The following is a 20,583-nucleotide window of genomic DNA, read 5'->3' as shown; positions in this document are numbered from 1 at the left end:
GCGCATGCCTGAAAAGCTCGACGACAAGCTGGTAATCGCCATTTCCTCAAGGGCCCTGTTTAATCTGGATGAAAGCCACCAGGTATTCCAGAACCAGGGGCTGCAAGCCTATTCCGATTACCAGGTAGCCAGGGAGGAAGACCCGCTGGAGCCTGGTGAGGCGTTTCCGTTGGTACACAAGCTGTTGCGACTCAATACGCTGTCCGGAACCGGGCAGCAGGTGGAGGTGGTGCTACTTTCACGCAACAGCGCCGATACTGGCCTGCGGGTATTCAATTCCATAGAGCATTACGGACTGGCGATTAATCGCGCCGCCTTCTGTGGAGGGGAGAGCCCATGGCGCTATATCAACGCCTTTGGCTGCCAGCTGTTTCTCTCCAGTGAGGCCGAAGATGTACGCAATGCCCTGGAGTGTGGCGTGGCTGCGGCGACGCTGGTGTCCGGTGGACGTCAGGAAACAGGAAATGAACAGTTGCGTTTTGCCTTCGACGGCGATGCAGTGCTGTTTTCCGACGAGGCCGAGCGGGTCTACAAGAGCGAAGGACTGGAAGCATTCACCGCCAGCGAAAAAGCGGCGGCTCGCCAGCCTCTCGCTGGCGGTCCCTTCAAGCCTTTCCTGTCAGCCCTGCAGCGACTGCAGCAGGCATTTCCGGCCTCTGAAGCGCCTATTCGCACTGCCCTGGTTACGGCGCGCTCGGCGCCGGCCCACGAGCGTGTGATTCGTACCCTGCGCGCCTGGAATATTCGCATTGACGAGTCTATTTTTCTCGGGGGGCTGGACAAGACCGAGTTCTTGCGCGCCTATCAGGCTGACGTTTTCTTTGATGACCAGCAGACCCATTGTGAGTCTGCGCGGGAACACATAGCGACCGGGCATGTGCCCCATGGCGTCGCCAACAGCTAGCCCTGCCAGTGGTACCGTGTTATTCCATATTTATTTGGCAAAATGCGCCGTTAATGGCTATTCTTCATAAGGCCTGAGGAATACCCCGGGTTTTTTTTGTTGGAGAACGGGATGAAGCTGCAACAGCTGCGCTATATCTGGGAGGTTGCCCATCATGACCTCAACGTCTCCGCAACTGCACAAAGCCTGTTTACCTCGCAGCCCGGCATCAGCAAACAAATACGTCTGTTGGAAGACGAATTGGGTGTTGAAGTTTTTGCCCGCAGCGGCAAGCACCTGACGCATGTAACGCCCGCTGGAGAAGCGATTCTCGAGGCTGCGGGCGAAGTCCTTCGCAAAGTGGAGAGCATCAAGCAGGTCGCTCAGGAATACTCCAACGAAAAAAAAGGCGCGCTCTCCATTGCCACCACCCACACCCAGGCGCGTTACGCGCTGCCAGCCACAATTTCCGCCTTTATTGAGCGCTACCCGGATGTCTCCCTGCATATGCACCAGGGCACGCCCATGCAGATATCCGAAATGGCGGCCGATGGATCGGTGGACTTCGCTATTGCCACTGAGGCACTGGAGTTGTTCTCAGACCTGATCATGATGCCCTGTTATCGCTGGAATCGCTGTATCCTTGTCCCCAGAGATCACCCGCTGTGCCAGGTATCCGAGCTAAGCCTTGAAGACGTTGCGGCTCACCCCATCGTCACTTATGTATTCGGCTTCACCGGGCGCTCGAAACTGGATGATGCGTTTACCGAGCGCGGGCTCACTCCCCGTGTCGTGTTTACGGCGGCGGATGCCGATGTGATCAAAACATACGTACGCCTTGGCCTGGGCATTGGTATTGTCGCTGGTATGGCTCATGACCCGGAAATGGACCCGGACCTGGTCGCGCTGGACGCCAGTCATCTGTTCGCCAGCAGTATTACGCGTATTGGTTGTCGTCGCGGCACGTTCCTGCGCGGCTATATGTACGAGTTCATCGAGGACTTCGCCCCGCACCTTACACGTGACCTGGTTAGCGAGGCATTCCGCTGCCATACCAAGGCAGAACTAGAGCGCCTGTTCTCCCACCTGGAATTGCCCACTTACTGATTATTTGCCTGCCGCACTTGTACCCTTAACCACAAAGCCTTAGATTGTGGCGCTGATTTTTGCCTGCATTAGGAGCGTGTTACGTGGAACTGGCCTGTCTCGACCTGGAAGGAGTCCTGGTCCCCGAAATCTGGATTGCGTTTGCCGAAAAAACCGGCATCGAAGAGTTGCGTGCCACCACTCGCGACATTCCGGACTACAATGTACTGATGAAACAACGCCTGGGTATCCTCGACCAGCACGGTCTCAAGATCGATGATATTCAGGAGGTTATTGCTACGCTGGAGCCACTGCCCGGTGCCGTTGATTTCGTCAACTGGCTACGCGAGCGTTTCCAGGTGATCATTCTCTCCGATACGTTTTACGAGTTCTCCCAGCCACTGATGCGCCAACTGGGTTGGCCGACGCTGTTCTGCCACCGCCTGGTTACCGATGATGAGGGCAGGGTGGTTGACTACAAGCTGCGCCAGGAAGACCCCAAACGCGCCTCGGTCAAGGCCTTGCACAGCCTGCAGTATCGAGTAATCGCTGCCGGTGATTCCTATAATGACACCACCATGTTGGCCGAGGCGGACGTGGGCATCCTTATCCACGCCCCGCAGAATGTGATTGATGAGTTTCCGCAATTTCGCGCTGTGAAAACGCTGGCTGAATTGAAGCAGGGGTTTATAGACGCGTCGGTGAGAGATCTCACTTTATAGTCCAGTGATCGATGCCGGTAGGCAGGGTGTTAAACCAGCCACACGCGGCGGAGTGTGTGGGGCTGCTCAGGTAACCTCGTTCCGCTGACAGTCAGGCCGCTCCTGCGCCCAGGCTGAACTGCGCCGGCGCGGCTCACATAAGATCCTGATCCATGGCTTCCAGCGCAGTCAGGAATTTGCCGACTTTATCCAGGGTCTCCTGGTACTCCTGCCGCCATTGCGAGTCCGCGACAATTCCGCCTCCACCCCAGCAGCGTATTTCGCCCCCTGTGGCAAGCAAGCTGCGTATCGCAATATTGCTGTCCATGCGTCCGTCCGCGCTTATGTACACGACACTGCCGCAATAGGTCTCACGCGCATGTGGTTCCAACTCAGCGATGATCTCCATTGCGCGGCGCTTGGGCGCGCCGGTAATGGAACCGCCGGGAAAGCTGTCGCGCAGTAAATCATAGGCGCTGCGTTGGGGTCGCAGTTCGCCGCTGATACTACTGACCATGTGGTGAACGGTCGGAAAGCTCTGAATTTCGAACAGCGCATCGACATGGATGCTGCCCGGCAGGCAGCTACGCCCCAGGTCGTTGCGCAGCAGGTCGACGATCATCAGGTTTTCGGCACGGTCCTTGGTGGACGCGCGCAGTTCAGATGCGGCCAAACGGTCAGCCGCCTCGTCCCGGTAGCGCGGCCTGGTGCCTTTGATCGGTGCGGTTTGCACATGCTGCCCGTGCAGGGAAAGAAAACGCTCAGGTGAAAGACTCAATAGTGCATCGTCCCCTTCCAGTTCGAGATAGGCGGAGAAGGGTGCCGCTGCTATTGCCCTTAATCTGCGGTAGGCCTGCCAGGGGTTGCCTTCATAGGGTGCGCTGAAACGCTGTGCCAGATTAACCTGGTAGCAGTCACCGGCGAGTATATATTCCTGGATGCACTCGAAAGCACGGCGGTACTCGCTCTCATCGAGGTTGGAGCGAAAACGCTCAGCCAGACGAAAAGTATCGACAGGGTTGTCGGCAGGACTGCGCAGCCGCGAAAGAATTTCATTGCGTTTACTTGTCGTAACTGAGGGCTGGGCAACAAAGACCGCGCGTTGTAGCAGGTGGTCCTGCACAACCGCCCACTCATAGGCGGCCAGGGAGGTGCCTGAGTAAGCTGTTGACCCGGGTTTATCCTGCACATTGTGCAGGGCGTTGCCGCTGTCGTAGCCGACCACGCCCAGTAGACCACCGCAAAAAGGAATGTCCTGTGATGCCGGTTGCACACTGCCAAAATATTCAGTGTGAAAAAGCGACAGCGCTGAGAAATAGTCATGCCAGGCCTTTGGGTTCGCGTCCTGTGAGGGCTGTTCCGGCGCTGCCAGGGGCTCAGCGCAGAGGATGTCATATCGACCGGCCCGGCTATGGGGAAAGCTCGAGTCCAGGAAGACGCGACCGGGCAGGCCCTGCAGCCGCTCGAAAAGATCGCAGCTGTCCGGGCTGTAGGAGATCTCCTCCAATGACACGGTCTTGTTCATGGCGAATAGGGCCTTTCGGGGGGCTGACATATGTTGACGGTGACCACACGGATTGCGCCGCAGGCCCAGGGTCAACTTGCTGGGTCGCTATTGTAAACTATTGTGCTTATCTGCGTTGAAAACGCGAGTATTTGCAGTGAAAACATAGCTTTACGCGCGGCACCCGATTGACTTTGGGAGCCTCTGGACTTAATGTTATACGCCGAAATTCTGGCGGGTTTGCAACTCACTGCAGACCCGGCTGTCCCGTCTTGCACAACGCCTCTGAGAAGGTCGCGCAAGCTCTCCCAGGCCGCAGGGCCTTTACTGGATCAAGGAATATGACAACAGAAAGCAGCAATGACCTGATCGCGAGTCTGGAGAACCCGTTCGCAGAAAAGCAGGAACGGGAGTTCCGTGTGCCGGGCCAGGTCGATTCGAAGCCGGGCCTTTACGAAAAGGCTCTCAAGCATGGTTGGGAGTTGCAGCAGCGCCCCTACACCGCGGCAGGCGTCAAGAGCACCCAGAGGCAGCACCAGAAGCATCGCATGACAATCTGGGAGCGCATCGAATGTCTGGCTGATGAAGCACCCACGGTGTTGTACCAGAACTGGGGGCCCAACCTTGACGGCGCCTCCCTGGTGACCGCGTTGATAAAGGTGAACGGTCGTGACGTAGCACTTTATGGTCACGATTTCACCGTACGCGCCGGCTCCATGGATGCGACTAACGGTGAAAAACTTGCCAGGCTGTTTGAATTTGCAGCTAAACGAAAGATTCCGGTAGTCGGTCTTAATGACTCTGCGGGGGCCTATATACCGGCAGGAGTTGGCGGGCTTGATGGATATGCTGATGCTTTCACTGCGCTGCGCAAGATATCTGGCGTCGTCCCCAGCATTATGTGTATGTTCGGCTTCAACGCTGGCGGCGGCTCCTATCTGCCGCGACAGGGCTCGTTCCTGATCCAGCCTAACGAAACGTTCTTTGGCCTGACCGGCCCGGGTGTGGTCAAGTCGGTGCTGGGCGAGGACGTTACGCCTGACGAACTGGGCGGCCCGCGTGTACACAGCCAGAGCGGCGTGACCGACTTTGTAGTGCCCGATGAGGTCGCCGCGTTGCGCAAGGTACGCGCGCTGCTGGCGTACCTGCCAAGCTATAACGGTGAGCAGGCTCCGCACCAGCCCTCGTCAGACCCGGTCAGCCGCAAGACCTGGGACATTGATATCCTTTTAAAGAAAGCATTCAACTCGCCCACCGGCTTCAACACGCCGGTCGATATCAGCATTCTGATTCAGCAACTGTGTGACCATGGCGATTTTCTGGAAATCCAGCCCGAGCGTGCACGCAATACCATTACCGCGCTTGGTCGCCTGGGCGGCAACGTGGTTGGCTTTGTCGCCAACAATTCCTCCGTCGCTTCCGGCCAGATTGATATTGACGCCGCCTACAAGAACGCGCGCTTTATTCGCTTCTGTAATCTGTACAATATTCCGATCATTTTCCTCGAAGATACGACCGGCTTCCTGCCGGGTAAGGAGCAGGAGAGCCGCGGTATTGTCCAGGCTGGTCGCGCCATGCTCGACTCAATTGTCGACCTGCGCACGCCGCGTTTCCTGGTGTTGGTACGCAACGCCTTTGGCGGTGCTTACGCGTCCTACAACAACTATCCCACCGGTGCCGACTTTGTGGTGGCGCTGCCCACGACCCGCGTGGCGGTAATGGGGCCTGCCGGTGTCGAGTATGTTTACAAGGACGAGCTGAAGAAAATTCGCGGTGCGGTAAAAGACAGGATCGCGCGGGAGACCGATGCCCAGAAAGCAGCCGGTCTTGACGATAGCGCAGCCAAAGCTGCCGCCGAGCAATTGGTGGGCGACTGGGTCAAGGCGGAAGAAGTGCTGCTGGCGCAGCGCTATGAGCAGGAGTTGATGAATCCCGACGAGGCGCTGAGCCTGGGATCCATTTCGCAGATTGTGATGCCCTCTGACCTGCGTCAGGTGCTGGCTGAACACATGGACTTCTGTCTGCGCCACTACGAGCCAACCCCGCTGCAGTCTGTGCAGCGTGAATTCCACTAACGGCTCGCCAACAATAAGTATTGAGGAAGTAAACGTGTCCAACGAACACTATTTGAATAACCCGCTGATTCACCGTGACCGCCGACTCGGCCGCCGCCACACGAGCTGGGTCACTGAGTTTGACTGCACGCACATGCGACCCTTGATCATTTGTCGTGGTCCTATCCGCAAGGAAGCAATGGACGTGTTTGAGGAAATGGGCATCACCCATTTCGGCATTCTACTCTCGGAAAAAGATTCTATTGTTTACCAGAACGCGCTCGCTCCCGAGCTCAGGTCTCTCACCGACCCTGATCGCGTGCATCGTGTGCCGGACTATACGGGTGCTAACAAGGAAGAGCGGAACCAGCGCATCCGCCAGATTATCAATATCGCCAGAGAGAACGGTTACAACTCCATCTTCGCTGGCTACGGGTTCATGGCAGAAGACGAGGCCATGGTGGCAGCCATGGAGAAAGCAGGTCTTACCTTTATCGGACCCTGCTCACGCACTGTTCACGATGCAGGCCTGAAAGATGAAGCCAAGCGTACTGCGCTCAAAGCCGGTGTGTCGGTGACCCCCGGAATCGACAACGGAACGGCTCTCACTCTGCTCAAGAAACACCCTGACGCAGCAGCACTCAAGGCGCTGGTGAAAGAGCATGACCTGGATGTTGATGCCTCTGCGCTGGACGACGACGGGATCGAGATTGAGGACAAGGCCGACCTTGTTCTCGCGGCTTCCTATGTTAAAGGCGTTGATCTCTACACGGTGGACGAACTCTGTGCCACCTTGACCGAAGCGGTGGAAAAGATGGCCGCCGACTATCCGGAGAACCGGATCCGACTCAAGGCGATTTCCGGTGGCGGTGGCAAGGGGCAGCGAATTCTTGCCATTGGTCAATCGGCGCGCACGGCGGAGATGGTGCGTGAGATTCTCAATGAGGTTAAGACCACCGGCGTAGGCGATAACAAAAACGTATTGGTAGAGCTGAATATCGAAACCACCCGTCACCAGGAAATACAGGCCATAGGCAATGGTGTCTGGAGCATGTCCATGGGTGGTCGCGATTGTTCACTGCAAATGCATGAGCAAAAATTGCTGGAAGTTTCGGTCACGGTCGAGTCATTACAGGCCGCTATTGAACAGGCAGAGTCTGCAGGCAAGACGGTAGAAGCGCAGGTGTTAAAGCAGGATCTAAAAACGCTGGTGGCGATGGAAGAAGAGTCAGCGCGTTTTGGCGAGGCAGTCGGCCTCGATTCCGTATCCACCTTTGAGTGTATTGTCGATCGTGACAAGCACTTCTTTATGGAGATGAACACCCGTATCCAGGTAGAGCACCGGGTTACAGAGCTTTGCTACTCACTCGAATTTACCAACCCTGATAATGCGGACGACAGTTTCATCGTTGAGTCGCTGGTGGAATTGATGGTATTGCTTGCGGCACATGGCCCCAAGCTGCCCAAACCCACACGCATACTGCGTCATAACGACTCGGTTGAAGCGCGCCTCAATGCAACCAACCAGGCATTACAGCCCAGTGCGGGTGGCGTTATCGAGCACTGGTCTGATGCCGTGGACGGTGAGATTCGCGATGACCAGGGAATCAGCCTGCATAATCCTGATACCGATGTATTCATGAAGTACACGCTGGCCGGTGCCTATGACTCCAATATCGCCCTGTTGCTGACCGTCGGGGACACTCGACTCGACACCTACCAGCGTATGGCTGAAGTGATTCGCCAGACCACCATGCGCGGCAAGGACCTGGCCACCAACCTGGAGTTTCACTACGGCCTGGTAAACTGGTTTATTGGGCAGAACATCAATGCGCGGCCCACCACACGCTTTATCGTTCCCTACCTGACCGCGGTCGGTCAGTTGAAGCAACAGGGTAACAACATGGACCTGGGGCACGCCTGGAGTGAGATTTGCAGTGCGGCGCTGGTTGGCGTTAGTGGCGACGCAGCAAAAGCCCTGAAACATTCTCTGGATCTCAAGCAGACCCTGTTGTTGCGCCCTCTGGAGCTGTTACTGGCCGAGCCTCATATCCTCAGCGGCTGGCTTAGCATAAACCGTGATAGTTACACGATGGTCGATGGCAAGATCAGCTGGAACCAGAACCCCATTGAGCTGCTGGCGGAGACCTACCACTTCCTTAACATGGATTACATGCACGGTACGGCTGCTGCGAACATGATCTGGGATCACGATAATGAGATTCTGCAGCAGGCGCAGGAATTTTACAGTGAACTCAATACTCGCCTCAGTGCAGAGAACTGGATCGAGCTGCAGTCTATGCTCGATACCGATACGCCACCGGAGGGTGTTGATGCCGCCTTATGGCAGCGCATACGTGGCGCTCATGCGGGTTACCAGGCGGGCGTGGACCTGCTAGGCGTTCTGCCCAGCATCGCCGAGTATACTGGTTTTTATGAACTCAGTGTTAACGATGACCTCACTATCCACATTCCCGAAAAACTCATGGAACAGGACCTGCAGGATGCCATGGCCAAGGTGCTGGTGCCCCCGCCGGTCGCCAAGGGTGATGAGATTCTCGCCGAGAGCGGTGGCATGTTCTACGGGCGAGAAACCCCGGACGCAGAATTGTATGTGCAAAAGGGCGATCACTTTGCCGCGGGCGACCCCCTGTATATCGTCGAGGTGATGAAGATGTTCAACAAGGTGTATGCGCCCTTTGCTGGCACCATCGACGAAGTGCTGGTCGACGCCGACGGGCTAATCATCAGTAAAGGGCAGGCCATCTTCAAGATCACCCCGGACGAGAAGATAGTTGCGGAATCCCCCGAAGAGGTCGCTGCGCGCCGTCGCGCTGCCACCAGCCTGTTACTCGAGCAGCTGATTTAAGGAGAGCGCCATGATTACTGCCCTGGACCATATTGCGATAGCCGTACCTGATCTCGAAAAGGCGATAAAACGCTTCATGGAAGACTTTGGACTGGATTTTGAGGGAACTGAGGACGTTGTCGCAGCGAAGACATCAACAGCGTTTTTCCCGGTGCCTCCCACCAGTATCGAGTTGGTGCATCCTCTCAATGGGGAAGGCCCCATCGCCGGATACCTCGAGAAGAAAGGCGGGGGTTTGCACCATATCTGCTTCCGCTCGGACAATATAGAGGAGGATGTGGAACGCCTGAAGGCAAAGGGCTATCAGTTCCTGGGCGATGCCCCTACACCCGGTGCACATGGGTCGAAAGTCATTTTTATTCACCCTAGAAGCTGTGACGGGGTGTTGGTGGAAATCAATCAACCGGGCGAAGCACACTAGGCGTTCTACCCAGACGGAAACACCGGAGCACACGTAATGAGCGACAGTATATACGACAAGAACAAGGCCACCCCAGAAGCCTGGGCGGAACTGGCCAGTAAGCAGATGCGCGGCAAGCCGCTGGATGAACTGACCTGGAACACGCCGGAGGACATAGACGTCAAGCCGCTGTATACAGCCGCAGACGTGGAAAGCCTGGACTACACGGACACCATGCCCGGGATCTCCCCTTATATTCGTGGGCCGCAGGCGACCATGTATGCCGGCCGTCCCTGGACGATCCGCCAGTACGCCGGGTTCTCCACCGCAGAGGAATCCAACGCCTTCTATCGCAAGGCGCTTGCGGCGGGTGGGCAGGGTGTTTCAGTCGCATTCGACCTGGCAACTCATCGCGGCTATGACTCCGACCATCCCCGCGTTTCCGGCGACGTAGGCAAGGCCGGTGTGGCCATTGACTCGGTTGAGGATATGAAAATCCTCTTCGACAGCATTCCGCTGGACAAGGTCTCGGTTTCGATGACCATGAATGGCGCGGTACTCCCCGTGTTGGCAGGTTATATTGTCGCTGCAGAAGAGCAGGGGGTGAGCCAGGACCAGCTCGCTGGCACCATCCAGAACGATATTTTAAAAGAATTCATGGTGCGTAATACCTATATCTACCCACCTGCACCGAGCATGAAAATCATCGGCGACATTATTGCCTATTGCTCATCGAACATGCCCCGCTTTAACACTATTTCCATTTCCGGGTACCACATACAGGAAGCGGGCGCGAACGCCGCCCTGGAGCTGGCATATACATTGGCAGATGGTAAGGAATATATCCGCACGGCGCTGGCTGCTGGCCTGGATATCGATCAGTTTGCGCCGCGCCTTTCCTTCTTCTGGGGCATAGGCATGAACTTCTATATGGAGATAGCCAAGATGCGCGCGGCGCGGCTGCTCTGGGCGCGCATTGTCGGCGAATTCAATCCGCAGAATCCCAAGAGTTCCATGTTACGCACCCACAGTCAGACCTCCGGTTGGTCGCTGACTGAACAGGACCCTTACAACAACGTCGTGCGCACCACGATCGAGGCCATGGCCGCCGTGTTTGGCGGCACCCAGTCGCTGCACACCAACGCACTGGATGAGGCTATCGCGCTGCCTACCGAGTTCTCCTCCCGTATAGCTCGCAATACCCAGTTGATCATTCAGGAAGAGACTGGGATTACCAACGTGGTCGATCCATGGGGCGGTTCCTACATGATGGAGAGTCTCACCCAGGATATGGCCGACAAGGCCTGGGAGTTGATCGAGGAGATCGAGGAAGCGGGTGGTATGGCCAAGGCTATAGAGACCGGCATGCCCAAACTGCGCATTGAAGAAGCCGCTGCGCGTAAGCAGGCGCGCATTGACCGGGGCGACGACGTCATTGTGGGCGTCAATAAATATAAACTGGACCAGGAAGACGACGTAGACGTGCTGCAGATCGACAACAATGCAGTGCGCGAGTCACAGTTGGCGCGCCTGGCGTCCATCCGTGAGTCACGTGATGAAGCCGCCGTCGAAGCGATTCTGGAAGACATTTACCAGTCTGCGGTTTCTGGCGAGGGTAATCTGCTGGAGCTGGCAGTGGAGGCCACTCGGCGTCGTGCAACTGTCGGTGAGATCTCTTTCGCCATGGAGCGCGAATTTGGTCGTTTCAATGCGCAGGCACAGACCGTCTCCGGCGTATACGGCAGCGCCTTCCAGGAGGATGATGACTGGCAGGCCATCAGCAAGGACATTAACGAGTTCGTCGAACGGCACGGTCGCCGCCCGCGTATGCTGGTGTGTAAAATGGGCCAGGACGGACACGACCGCGGTGCCAAGGTAGTCGCCACCGCATTTGCCGATGTCGGTTTTGATATCGACCTGTCGCCGATGTTCTCCACGCCGGAAGAGGTCGCTCGCCAGGCGATAGAAAACGACGTGCATGTAGTAGGCGCCTCCTCTCTGGCGGCAGGGCACAAGTCCCTGGTACCGGAGTTGGTAGAGGAACTCAGGAAGCAGGGTGCTGATGATATCGTGGTCATTGCCGGCGGGGTCATCCCGCGTCAGGACTATGATTTTCTCTACGCTGCCGGCGTGAAGTGCATCTTCGGCCCGGGGACACCTATTCCTGTCTGCGCTCGAGAGGTGCTGGATGCGGTTAATGACTCGCAGTCGTGACCGCAGCGAATGAGTGCTTTCGATCTCGATATGCTGCTTGCGGGCAACCGGCGTGCCCTGGCTAAAGCGATCACCCTGGTCGAGAGCAAACTCGACCGCCATCGTGACCAGGCCCAGACAATTCTCGAGCAGGTGCTCCCCCACAGCGGCAATAGCATTCGTGTGGGCATTACCGGCGTACCGGGCGTGGGCAAGTCCACGTTTATAGAAGCATTTGGCCTGTACCTGATTGAACAGGGCAAGCGAGTAGCGGTTCTCGCAGTCGATCCCAGCTCACCTATAGCAGGTGGTTCGATACTGGGTGACAAGACGCGCATGGAGGAACTGTCCCGTCGCGAGGAGGCATTCATTCGCCCCTCCCCCTCGGAAGGCGCACTGGGCGGTGTAGCGCAGAAGACCCGCGAGACAATGCTGCTATGTGAGGCGGCTGGCTATGACGTCATCCTGGTGGAAACCGTAGGCGTCGGCCAGAGTGAATACCAGGTCGCCGGTATGGTGGATTTTTTCATGGTGCTAATGTTGCCCGGTGGGGGCGACGAATTGCAGGGCATCAAGAAAGGAATTATGGAGCTTGCTGACGCGCTGGTCATCAACAAGGCGGATGGTGATAGTGAAAAACTGGCGCAGCTTGCCCGGCAACAATATACCAGCGCCATGAACCTGTTGCGCCATACCAGTTTCTGGACGCCGCGAGTAATGACCTGCAGCGCGCTCAAACAGATTAATATCGATGCAGTCTGGGGCATGCTGCTGGAATACTATTTTCGGGCGCAGGAGGAGGGTGGCTTCCTCGACAAACGCGCTCAGCAGAACCGCGACTGGCTGCATCAACTCATCAACGAGATGTTGTTGCTGAAATTGAGCCAGAATGCAGCCGTAAAGGCGCGCTTGCCAGAGCTGGAACGGCGCGTGGAGCACGATCAGGTTACAGCGTATGCCGCCGCGCGCGAAATCATCGAGTTACTCTAAACGCGCCCGACCACCAAAGGCGCTGTATCTGCTCTTACTTCACCGACTAATCAAGCGATACCACGACTTAAACAGGAGCGCACTTTATGGGCTGGAATATCTACTTGTCTGGTGAAATTCACACGGACTGGCGCGACCAGATCAAGACCGGTTGCGCACAGCGAGGATTGTCAGTGAGCTTCAGCTCTGCGGTGACCGATCACGCCGCCAGTGACGCCGCCGGTGATGTTCTGGGTGATGAAGATCGGCCGTTCTGGCGCGATCACAAGTCTGCGAAAGTGAACGCCATACGCACCCGCACTTTAATCGAGAAGTGCGACCTGGCCGTGGTGCGTTTTGGTGACCAGTACAGGCAGTGGAACGCCGCTTTTGACGCGGGTACCTGTGCGGCCCTGGGCAAGCCCTATATTACGCTGCATGACGATACGCTTATCCATCCACTCAAAGAAGTGGATGCCGCAGCGATGGCCTGGGCAACAGACGTCGAGCAGGTAGTGGATATGCTGGTTTATCTCACTACCCAGGACTGACGTCTTCTATTTTTCATTTCCTTCCGGCGCGCCTCAGATGTTGAGCGTTCGCAGGTTGCTATCCTGTACGCTGTGGCGCCAGAGTTCATTGAATAACACGAGGTGGCGTTCGGTTGAGGCTCTGGAAGAGGGCTCGTAAAAACCGTCGCTGCCTGACCCGCCGGGTTTGTAGAGAACGCCATCCCTGTCTCGAATGACCAGCGTCTGTCCAGTCCAGTCCGGGTGCTCGTCAAGACGGCGAATAAGTATCGAACTGGGTATCCGCCGCGCCAGGCTCAGCAGTCGGTGCCCGCGGTTGACCATGGTGCTGGTATTGGCCACCAATATTCGGACTTGTGTCTGTCGACTGCCTCTTGCCAGCGCGCTGAGTGCGCTCGCCAGTTCCTCGTTGTCAAAAGCGGCATGGTCCAGCGCCGGACTCAAAATACACAGGTAGCGGGTCGCACTGCTGCCCAGTGCCACTGCCAGTTCGTCAAACGGGTGTGGGTAGTCCACGCCCTGGAGAAACTCATTATTGGACATAAATGCACCCCGTTTCGAGCAGGTAATCCAGCAACGCCCGTGATTCTTCGTTACCAAGCGCTGCCCCCAATGCAGCCTCATCCAGGACCCAGTCCGCGCACAGTGCGATCACCATGTCCATTTGTGTTGATGAGAAGCGACGGCTTTCGCCGTTGGCAAAGACGACAATGCCCTCAGCATTCTGCTGCCAGGCGAGTTTGGCCTCGGGAGAAAGCGCTACCGACTCTCCCTCGGTCTGGAGCAATATCCGGGCCTGGGCGAGGTCATCATCGTCCGCTGTCTGCACGTATCGGGGTTCAGTAACCAGCTCACCGAACCAGTCACTGTCGCGCGCCTGGTCCAGAGCGGCTTCTACCTGTGCCTGTACCCGCTCAAGGTCGCGCGGACGGATTTCCCCGGCGCGTGTCACCGACTCCAGGCGGGCATCGCGGTAGAAGAGGTCCGGCTCAAGCCCGGCGAGCAACGCATCGACGAATCGGGACAGCATGTCATTTACCCGTGGGGCGCGAAAGCCGATTGAGAACGTGGTGCATTCTCCGTGGGCGATACCCCAGTGGGCCACGCCGGGGGGCAGGTAAAGTATGTCTCCAGTCTCCAGCAAATACTCCGTCTCGCACTCGAACAGACTAAGTATGCGTAGGTCTTCATGTGGCAGTAGTGGGGTGGTTTCGTCACAGAGCTGCCCGGTCTTCCACAGGCGTTGGCCTTCACCTTGCAGGAGGAATACATCGTAGTTGTCATAGTGGGGGCCGACACTGCCCCCGTCAGTCGCGTAGCTGACCATCACATCATCAACCCGCCACTGGGGGATGAAATCCACCAGTTTGCGTAGCTCAGCGACCTCCAGAATATGGTGGTCCACTGCCTGCACCAGCAACGTCCAGGGGTTGCCGCGCTGGTAGTCGGCAGTACGGAATGGCCCGTGCTGAAGCAGCCATTCGCCATCGCGGTGCTCTATGATGCGCGACTCCACCTCGTCTTCAAGCGCCAGGCCGGCCAGCTCATGACGCGAGATCGGCGGTTTGAAGTGGCTAACCGCCTGTTTGATCAGCAGCGGTTTCTGCTGCCAGAAACGGGCCAGGAATTGCTCCTTGTCGAGATTCAGTTCCAGGTCCGCTTGCACAGCCACTACCCGATGGCCTGGGCCTGGCTTACCGCGTTGCCGATGTACGAGGCGGGTGTCAGCGCCAGTAGCTCAGCTTTTGCCGTGTCGGGGATGGCCAGTTGATTAACAAACTCCTGGATAAGCTCCTTGTTCATGTCCTGGCCACGGGTCAGTTCCTTGAGCTTCTCATAGGGCTTTTCGATGCCATAGCGGCGCATCACGGTTTGTATTGGCTCAGCCAGTACCTCCCAACTGTTGTCCAGGTCCTGCGCCAGGCGCTGCGTATTCAGTTCCAGTTTGCCGATCCCCTTCATGCTCGCCTGGTAGGCGATAAGGCTGTAGCCGGCGCCCACACCCATATTGCGCAGCACCGTGGAGTCGGTGAGGTCTCGCTGCCAGCGGCTTATCGGCAGCTTCGCTGCCAGGTGCTGGAACAGCGCATTGGCAAGACCCAGGTTGCCCTCGGAGTTTTCGAAGTCGATGGGGTTGACCTTGTGCGGCATGGTAGAGGAACCCACCTCACCGGCGATGGTGCGCTGTTTAAAGTAGCCCAGGGAGATATAGCCCCAGATGTCGCGGTCAAAATCGATGAGGACAGTATTAAAGCGGGCGATGGCATCGAACAACTCGGCCATGTAGTCGTGTGGCTCAATCTGGGTCGTGTAGGGGTTCCAGGTCAGCCCCAGGGAAGTGACAAAAGCCTCGGCGTTTGCCTGCCAGTCTACCTCCGGGTATGCAGAAAGGTGGGCGTTGTAGTTGCCCACCGCGCCATTGATCTTGCCCAGGTAGGCGACCTCGGCGACCAGTTGCTGCTGGCGTTGCAGCCTTGCGACTACGTTGGCGATCTCCTTGCCCATGGTTGTCGGACTGGCGGTTTGCCCGTGGGTACGAGAGAGCATGGCCGCTGTTGCGCTGCCCTGTGCCAGTGTTTTCAGTGCAGAAACAATACCCTGCATTTCAGGAAGCAGCACCCCGTGGATGCCGTCGCGAAGCATCAGGGCGTGGGAGAGGTTGTTGATATCTTCAGACGTGCAGGCAAAATGCACGAATTCGGAAACAGCTTCCAGTTCTGCATTCCCGGCAAAGCGTTCCTTGAGGAAATACTCCACCGCTTTAACGTCGTGATTAGTAGTGGACTCTATGTCCTTGATACGGCGAGCATCTACCTCGGCAAAATCGTCAACTATGCTCTCCAGCGCCTGACTGGCGGAAGGGGACAGCGCCGGAACCTCAGTAATGCCCTGATGGGCAGACAGGCACTGCAGCCAGTGTACCTCGACCAATACCCGGCGCTTGATCAGGCCAAATTCGCTGAATACCTCGCGCAGGGCTGCGGTCTTGGAACCGTAGCGGCCGTCGATTGGAGAAACTGCTGTGAGGGATGAGAGATCCATGGATGGCTCCGGAAATTTACGGGGTGGCGATTTTACACCAGCGGAAGGTCGCGGGACAGGTTCTGTGCCGTTTGTAGAAGATGTTTGCGTTGTAGAATCAATTTCCAACGACGTCCGCCAAGTTGCCGCCACAAAAAAGCGGAACGCAGGCCAGCCAGTAATACGGCGCGAATGATGTCGGCGTTTTGACGGTCCTGCAGGTGCTGGGCTGATCCCGACACCTTGATACGAAAGCGCAGTTTGCTGAGCGTATCCTGATAGATGCCGGAGACGCTGTGGCACACGTCGTTGACATGGCCGGCAAAGTGCTCGGCTTTGAAACTGGCATGCTGCAGTCGGGAGTGAACGACGGCCATCATTTCCTCACTGGCCGCAAACTTGCGTTCCAGGTAAAGAAGGTTGAATACATAGCGCACCATGTCCCGTGTTTCCTCCCCCTGGCGATTGGCGAGCATCGCGCTCAGGTTATTCAGGCCCAGCTTGACGCCGGCGACACCGCCGAAAATTGCTGCCGCATCATCGGCCTCAAATTCAAACAGACTGTGAATGGAGGATTCCAGAAACTCAATGGGGTAAGTGCCGGTGCGTGAAACCTGGTCCACCAGGCGGGCGGCCTGCGCCACCCCGGCGAGGGCCAGGGTCTGTTGCTCAAACTGACTGAATTGTCTGCTCATCAGGCAGTCTGCTCAATGACGCCGCCGCCCAGGCAGACTTCGTTCCGGTAGAATACAACTGATTGGCCCGGGGTCACGGCCCGCTGTGCCTGCTGGAACTGTACACAGTATCCCTCGCCATCGCGGCTTACTGTGCAGGCCTGGTCAGCCTGGCGGTAACGTACTTTGGCGTGACAGGTAAATGGCAGTGCAGGGGCCTCGCCGGCGATCCAGTAGACGTCAGAGGTGTGAAGTGAGCGTTTGAACAGGGCCGGGTGGTCGTTGCCCTGGGCCACCAGTAGAATGTTGTTCTCCAGGTCCTTTTCCACCACGTACCATGGCGCCTCTGAATGATTGGCCAGGCCACCGATGCCCAGGCCCTGCCGTTGGCCGATAGTGTGATACATCAGCCCCTGGTGTCGCCCCAGGTGCTCACCGTCGAGGCTGAAAATCTCTCCCGGTTGCGCCGGCAGGTATTGCCTGAGAAAGTCCTTGAAACGCCGTTCTCCAATAAAACAGATGCCTGTGGAGTCTTTCTTCTTCGCCGTGGCGAGCTGGTATTTCTCCGCCAGCGCGCGTACCTCCGGCTTTTCGATTTCGCCCACCGGAAACAGGGTCTTGCCCAGTTCCAGGTGGCCTACGGCGTGCAGAAAATAGCTCTGGTCCTTGTTGGGGTCCAGTCCCTTGAGCAGGGTGGCTTTGCCGTCCGCCTCGCCGCGCCGGGCATAGTGGCCAGTGGCGATCTGGTCTGCACCCAGTGCCATGGCGTATTCCAGGAACGCTTTGAACTTGATTTCGCGGTTGCACAGTATGTCGGGATTCGGGGTGCGCCCCGCGCGGTATTCCTGCAGGAAGTGCTCAAACACGTTATCCCAGTATTCAGCCGCAAAATTCGCGCCATGCAGGCGAATACCTAATTTGTCCGCCACAGCCTGGGCATCGGCGAAATCTTCCTTGGCTGTGCAGTATTCGGTGCCGTCATCTTCCTCCCAGTTCTTCATGAACAGGCCCTCCACCGTGTAGCCCTGCTCTTTAAGAAGAAGGGCAGATACCGAGGAGTCGACACCGCCGGACATGCCGACGATGACTTTATTGGAAGCGTTGAGGCTCATCGATGTATATGAAATCCAGGGGATAAAGATGACCCTTGCGATACTGCTCTACAGTAGGCAGAACCAGAGGGCTGCGCATTCTAGCAGAGTTGGCGAGAATTTCCTCGTAGGTCAGCCAGTGAACACGGACGATGTCAGGATCCAGCACAGCATCGCCTACCTCGACTAGCGGGCGGGCGGCGAAGCTGGTTCGATAATAGGTGATCCCGTTGGGCGCGGTTGCCAGTGAAACCCCGATGACAGCAGTTAGCTCAACTTTCCAGGCGGTTTCCTCCAGGGTCTCACGCAGGGCGGCCTGGAGCAGGCCTTCTCCCGGGTCAAGGTGCCCGGCAGGTTGGTTGAACACCAGGCCTTCCGCGAGTTCGTCTCTCTCCTCGACCATCAGGTAACGTCCCTCGTTTTCGACAACGACAGCGACTGTTACATGCGGTGGCCATTCCCTCGATGTGTTCACGGTGATCTCCGGCGCGGTTTGCGCTTTGCTGCCAGGCTTTCACGGGGCAGGTTTACAGTCTCAATCCGGTGCTCTCCGGGCTGCAGGCCCTCCAGGCTCCAGTCGCCGACCTGGTGGCGCACCAGCCGCAGCGTCGGAAAGCCCGCCGCGGCGGTCATACGCCGTACCTGCCGGTTGCGGCCCTCGCGGATTGACAGTTCCAGCCAGCTGTCAGGCACACTTTTGCGTTCGCGCACCGGCGGGTTTCGCGGCCACAGGTCCGGTGGTGCGATGGGTCGTGCCCGGGCGGGCAGTGTGGGGCCGTCTTTCAGCGACAGGCCGTTGCAAAGCTTGTCGATGGCGGTCTGGTCAATGGCACCCTCTACCTGAACCCAGTAGGTTTTCCAGCGCTTGTGACGGGGGTTGGCGATCTGCTGCTGCAGACGGCCGTCATCGGTGAGCAGCAACAGGCCCTCGGAATCGTAATCCAGCCTGCCGGCGACCCTGTAGCCCGGTGCACGGAGGAAGTCGGCCAGCGTGCTGCGACCCTCGCCGTCGCTAAACTGGCTGAGCACGTGGAAAGGCTTGTTGAATAATATGATTTTTGCCATGGAATCACAGATGGTACGACAAACCAGTGCGTTCGGTGCACTGTTCTGGCCCAAAAGCGAAGAAAAAACGGCTGCTATCGCGGCAGAATAGGGCTCAAACGTGCTACACTTTTCGCCGCTTCAATCCGCGGATCCCAGAGGATTTCCGAGGCATACCAAGAACCCAGCAGCAATGGAGTATCAATATGGGCTACAAGCATATTCAGGTCCCTTCCGCAGGTGAAAAAATCACCGTGAACGAAGACAATAGCCTGAACGTCCCAGACAACCCCGTCATTCCCTACATCGAGGGCGATGGCATTGGCGTAGATATCAGTCCGGTAATGATCGACGTGGTCGACGCGGCCGTAAACAAGGCTTACAACGGCAGCAAGAAAATCTCCTGGATGGAGATTTACACTGGCGAGAAGGCCGCCGAGATGTATGACGGCGACTGGTTTCCAGAAGAAACCCTGGATGCTATCAAGGAGTACTCGGTAGCGATCAAGGGGCCCCTTACCACCCCTGTAGGTGGCGGTTTCCGTTCACTGAACGTTGCTCTGCGCCAGGAGCTGGATCTCTACACCTGCCTGCGCCCGGTGCGCTGGTTTGAGGGCGTACCCTCACCGGTAAAAGATCCCGGCTCCTGCAATATGGTGATTTTCCGCGAAAACTCCGAGGACATCTACGCCGGTATCGAATACCAGGCAGGCAGCGACGAAGCGCAAAAGGTTGTGGATTTCATCATCAACGAGATGGGCGCGACCAAGATCCGCTTTCCGCAGAATGTCGGCATCGGCATCAAGCCGGTATCGGAAGAGGGCACCAAGCGCCTCGTGCGCAAGGCGATCCAGTACGCCATTGACCAGGACCTGCCCTCCGTGACCCTGGTGCACAAGGGCAACATCATGAAGTTCACCGAAGGTGCCTTCCGCGACTGGGGCTATGAACTGGCCCAGCAGGAGTTTGGCGGTGAACTGCTCGATGGCGGCCCCTGGGTGTCGATCAAGAACCCCGTTACCGGTAATGAGATCATCATCAAGGATGTAATCGCCGATGCGATGCTGCAACAGGTGCTGACGCGGCCTAAAGAGTACAGCGTGGTCGCGACCCTCAACCTCAACGGGGACTACCTGTCAGACGCGCTGGCGGCTCAGGTGGGCGGTATCGGCATAGCGCCCGGCGCCAACCTGTCCGACACCGTTGCCCTCTTCGAGGCGACCCACGGCACGGCACCCAAGTACGCTGGCCAGGACAAGGTGAACCCCGGTTCACTGATCCTTTCAGCCGAGATGATGCTGCGCCATATGGGTTGGAACGAAGCCGCTGACCTGATTATTGATGGCATGAACGGCGCTATCCAGGCAGGCACGGTGACCTATGACTTCGAGCGCCTGATGGATGGCGCGACCCTGCTGAGTTGTTCCGAATTCGGCAAGGCCATCGTCAAGTCAATGTAAATCGTCGCTGCAGGTACGCTGCAAGGCCCATGGGAAACCATGGGCCTTTTTTTGGCTCTTCGCAGATTAGCGGGGTTGCTTAGTTGATAGACACTTTCCAGCTG

The 20,583-nt window shown here is 57.3% G+C and carries 18 protein-coding genes; 10 read left to right on the top strand and 8 right to left on the bottom strand.

The window, feature by feature from the left end:
- The first annotated feature begins 4 nt into the window (after positions 1–4).
- From C0039_RS19620 to thrH, 3 genes are all read left to right on the top strand, one after another.
- Positions 5–904, top strand: coding sequence for a 5'-nucleotidase (locus tag C0039_RS19620; protein ID WP_101519059.1), 900 nt, complete (start codon positions 5–7; stop codon positions 902–904).
- 111 nt (positions 905–1,015) lie between these two features.
- Complete coding sequence (cysB, locus tag C0039_RS19615; protein ID WP_076001417.1) at positions 1,016–1,990, top strand: HTH-type transcriptional regulator CysB; 975 nt, start codon at positions 1,016–1,018, stop codon at positions 1,988–1,990.
- Positions 1,991–2,073: 83 nt separating this feature from the next.
- Positions 2,074–2,691: a bifunctional phosphoserine phosphatase/homoserine phosphotransferase ThrH gene (gene thrH / locus C0039_RS19610; RefSeq protein WP_076001416.1), complete on the top strand. Its 618-nt coding sequence runs from the start codon at positions 2,074–2,076 to the stop codon at positions 2,689–2,691.
- Positions 2,692–2,824: 133 nt separating this feature from the next.
- Here the strand turns inward: thrH and pabB are convergent, their stop codons facing one another.
- A complete protein-coding gene (pabB, locus tag C0039_RS19605; protein WP_101519058.1) occupies positions 2,825–4,195 on the bottom strand; it encodes an aminodeoxychorismate synthase component I in 1,371 nt (456 codons plus the stop codon).
- A 320-nt stretch (positions 4,196–4,515) separates the two neighbouring features.
- Here pabB and C0039_RS19600 point away from each other — a divergent pair, with 320 nt between their 5' ends.
- The 6 genes from C0039_RS19600 (at position 4,516) to C0039_RS19575 (ending at position 13,210) form a co-directional block, all read left to right on the top strand.
- Positions 4,516–6,249 (top strand): acyl-CoA carboxylase subunit beta, encoded by a 1,734-nt coding sequence (locus tag C0039_RS19600; protein WP_076001414.1) that lies wholly within the window; start codon positions 4,516–4,518, stop codon positions 6,247–6,249.
- Positions 6,250–6,283: 34 nt separating this feature from the next.
- Positions 6,284–9,097, top strand: coding sequence for an ATP-binding protein (locus C0039_RS19595; RefSeq protein ID WP_101519057.1), 2,814 nt, complete (start codon positions 6,284–6,286; stop codon positions 9,095–9,097).
- Between the two features lie 10 nt (positions 9,098–9,107).
- Entirely contained in the window at positions 9,108–9,518 is a 411-nt protein-coding gene (mce, locus tag C0039_RS19590; RefSeq protein WP_076001413.1) for a methylmalonyl-CoA epimerase, read from the top strand.
- A gap of 36 nt (positions 9,519–9,554) precedes the next feature.
- Positions 9,555–11,711, top strand: a complete 2,157-nt coding sequence (gene scpA / locus C0039_RS19585) for a methylmalonyl-CoA mutase (protein ID WP_101519056.1) — start codon at positions 9,555–9,557, stop codon at positions 11,709–11,711.
- A gap of 9 nt (positions 11,712–11,720) precedes the next feature.
- Entirely contained in the window at positions 11,721–12,680 is a 960-nt protein-coding gene (gene meaB, locus C0039_RS19580) for a methylmalonyl Co-A mutase-associated GTPase MeaB (RefSeq protein ID WP_101519055.1), read from the top strand.
- A gap of 86 nt (positions 12,681–12,766) precedes the next feature.
- Complete coding sequence (locus C0039_RS19575; protein ID WP_076001412.1) at positions 12,767–13,210, top strand: YtoQ family protein; 444 nt, start codon at positions 12,767–12,769, stop codon at positions 13,208–13,210.
- 33 nt (positions 13,211–13,243) lie between these two features.
- Here C0039_RS19575 and C0039_RS19570 read toward each other — a convergent pair whose 3' ends face one another.
- The 7 genes from C0039_RS19570 to C0039_RS19540 are packed head-to-tail and all read right to left on the bottom strand — an operon-like array spanning position 13,244 to position 19,040.
- On the bottom strand, positions 13,244–13,732 hold the full coding sequence (locus C0039_RS19570) for a DUF7931 domain-containing protein (RefSeq protein ID WP_101519054.1): 489 nt from the start codon (positions 13,730–13,732) through the stop codon (positions 13,244–13,246).
- A complete protein-coding gene (locus C0039_RS19565) occupies positions 13,722–14,861 on the bottom strand; it encodes a cupin domain-containing protein (RefSeq protein ID WP_101519053.1) in 1,140 nt (379 codons plus the stop codon). Before C0039_RS19565 ends, C0039_RS19570 begins: the two co-directional genes overlap by 11 nt.
- Positions 14,861–16,231: an adenylosuccinate lyase gene (gene purB, locus C0039_RS19560; RefSeq protein ID WP_101519052.1), complete on the bottom strand. Its 1,371-nt coding sequence runs from the start codon at positions 16,229–16,231 to the stop codon at positions 14,861–14,863. Before purB ends, C0039_RS19565 begins: the two co-directional genes overlap by 1 nt.
- 32 nt (positions 16,232–16,263) lie before the next feature.
- Positions 16,264–16,905 carry a high frequency lysogenization protein HflD gene (gene hflD, locus C0039_RS19555; protein ID WP_101519051.1) on the bottom strand — a complete coding sequence of 214 codons (642 nt, stop codon included), beginning with the start codon at positions 16,903–16,905 and terminating at the stop codon, positions 16,264–16,266.
- The gene (gene mnmA / locus C0039_RS19550) at positions 16,905–17,996 is read right to left on the bottom strand and encodes a tRNA 2-thiouridine(34) synthase MnmA (protein WP_076001407.1); all 1,092 of its coding nucleotides are present in this window, start codon (positions 17,994–17,996) and stop codon (positions 16,905–16,907) included. Before mnmA ends, hflD begins: the two co-directional genes overlap by 1 nt.
- Positions 17,974–18,450 carry an NUDIX hydrolase gene (locus C0039_RS19545; RefSeq protein ID WP_076001406.1) on the bottom strand — a complete coding sequence of 159 codons (477 nt, stop codon included), beginning with the start codon at positions 18,448–18,450 and terminating at the stop codon, positions 17,974–17,976. The genes mnmA and C0039_RS19545 overlap by 23 nt, the downstream gene beginning before the upstream one ends.
- Complete coding sequence (locus C0039_RS19540; protein ID WP_101519050.1) at positions 18,447–19,040, bottom strand: pseudouridine synthase; 594 nt, start codon at positions 19,038–19,040, stop codon at positions 18,447–18,449. Before C0039_RS19540 ends, C0039_RS19545 begins: the two co-directional genes overlap by 4 nt.
- A gap of 185 nt (positions 19,041–19,225) precedes the next feature.
- Between C0039_RS19540 and icd the strand changes: the two genes are divergently transcribed.
- The gene (gene icd / locus C0039_RS19535) at positions 19,226–20,479 is read left to right on the top strand and encodes an NADP-dependent isocitrate dehydrogenase (protein WP_076001404.1); all 1,254 of its coding nucleotides are present in this window, start codon (positions 19,226–19,228) and stop codon (positions 20,477–20,479) included.
- Positions 20,480–20,583 lie beyond the last annotated feature (104 nt).

It is taken from the genome of Pseudohalioglobus lutimaris (genome assembly GCF_002866825.1).
Lineage (GTDB): Bacteria > Pseudomonadota > Gammaproteobacteria > Pseudomonadales > Halieaceae > Halioglobus > Halioglobus lutimaris.
This window is presented reverse-complemented; position numbering and strand designations above follow the sequence as displayed.

What these genes read in the sequence shown, in the direction of transcription:
- C0039_RS19620 (WP_101519059.1), top strand. Translation starts at nt 5, where the DNA reads ATGCCTGAAAAGCTCGACGACAAGCTGGTAATCGCCATTTCCTCAAGG.
- cysB (WP_076001417.1), top strand. Translation starts at nt 1,016, where the DNA reads ATGAAGCTGCAACAGCTGCGCTATATCTGGGAGGTTGCCCATCATGAC.
- pabB (WP_101519058.1), bottom strand. Translation starts at nt 4,195, where the DNA reads ATGAACAAGACCGTGTCATTGGAGGAGATCTCCTACAGCCCGGACAGC.
- C0039_RS19600 (WP_076001414.1), top strand. Translation starts at nt 4,516, where the DNA reads ATGACAACAGAAAGCAGCAATGACCTGATCGCGAGTCTGGAGAACCCG.
- mce (WP_076001413.1), top strand. Translation starts at nt 9,108, where the DNA reads ATGATTACTGCCCTGGACCATATTGCGATAGCCGTACCTGATCTCGAA.
- scpA (WP_101519056.1), top strand. Translation starts at nt 9,555, where the DNA reads ATGAGCGACAGTATATACGACAAGAACAAGGCCACCCCAGAAGCCTGG.
- meaB (WP_101519055.1), top strand. Translation starts at nt 11,721, where the DNA reads ATGAGTGCTTTCGATCTCGATATGCTGCTTGCGGGCAACCGGCGTGCC.
- C0039_RS19575 (WP_076001412.1), top strand. Translation starts at nt 12,767, where the DNA reads ATGGGCTGGAATATCTACTTGTCTGGTGAAATTCACACGGACTGGCGC.
- C0039_RS19570 (WP_101519054.1), bottom strand. Translation starts at nt 13,732, where the DNA reads ATGTCCAATAATGAGTTTCTCCAGGGCGTGGACTACCCACACCCGTTT.
- purB (WP_101519052.1), bottom strand. Translation starts at nt 16,231, where the DNA reads ATGGATCTCTCATCCCTCACAGCAGTTTCTCCAATCGACGGCCGCTAC.
- hflD (WP_101519051.1), bottom strand. Translation starts at nt 16,905, where the DNA reads ATGAGCAGACAATTCAGTCAGTTTGAGCAACAGACCCTGGCCCTCGCC.
- mnmA (WP_076001407.1), bottom strand. Translation starts at nt 17,996, where the DNA reads ATGAGCCTCAACGCTTCCAATAAAGTCATCGTCGGCATGTCCGGCGGT.
- C0039_RS19540 (WP_101519050.1), bottom strand. Translation starts at nt 19,040, where the DNA reads ATGGCAAAAATCATATTATTCAACAAGCCTTTCCACGTGCTCAGCCAG.
- icd (WP_076001404.1), top strand. Translation starts at nt 19,226, where the DNA reads ATGGGCTACAAGCATATTCAGGTCCCTTCCGCAGGTGAAAAAATCACC.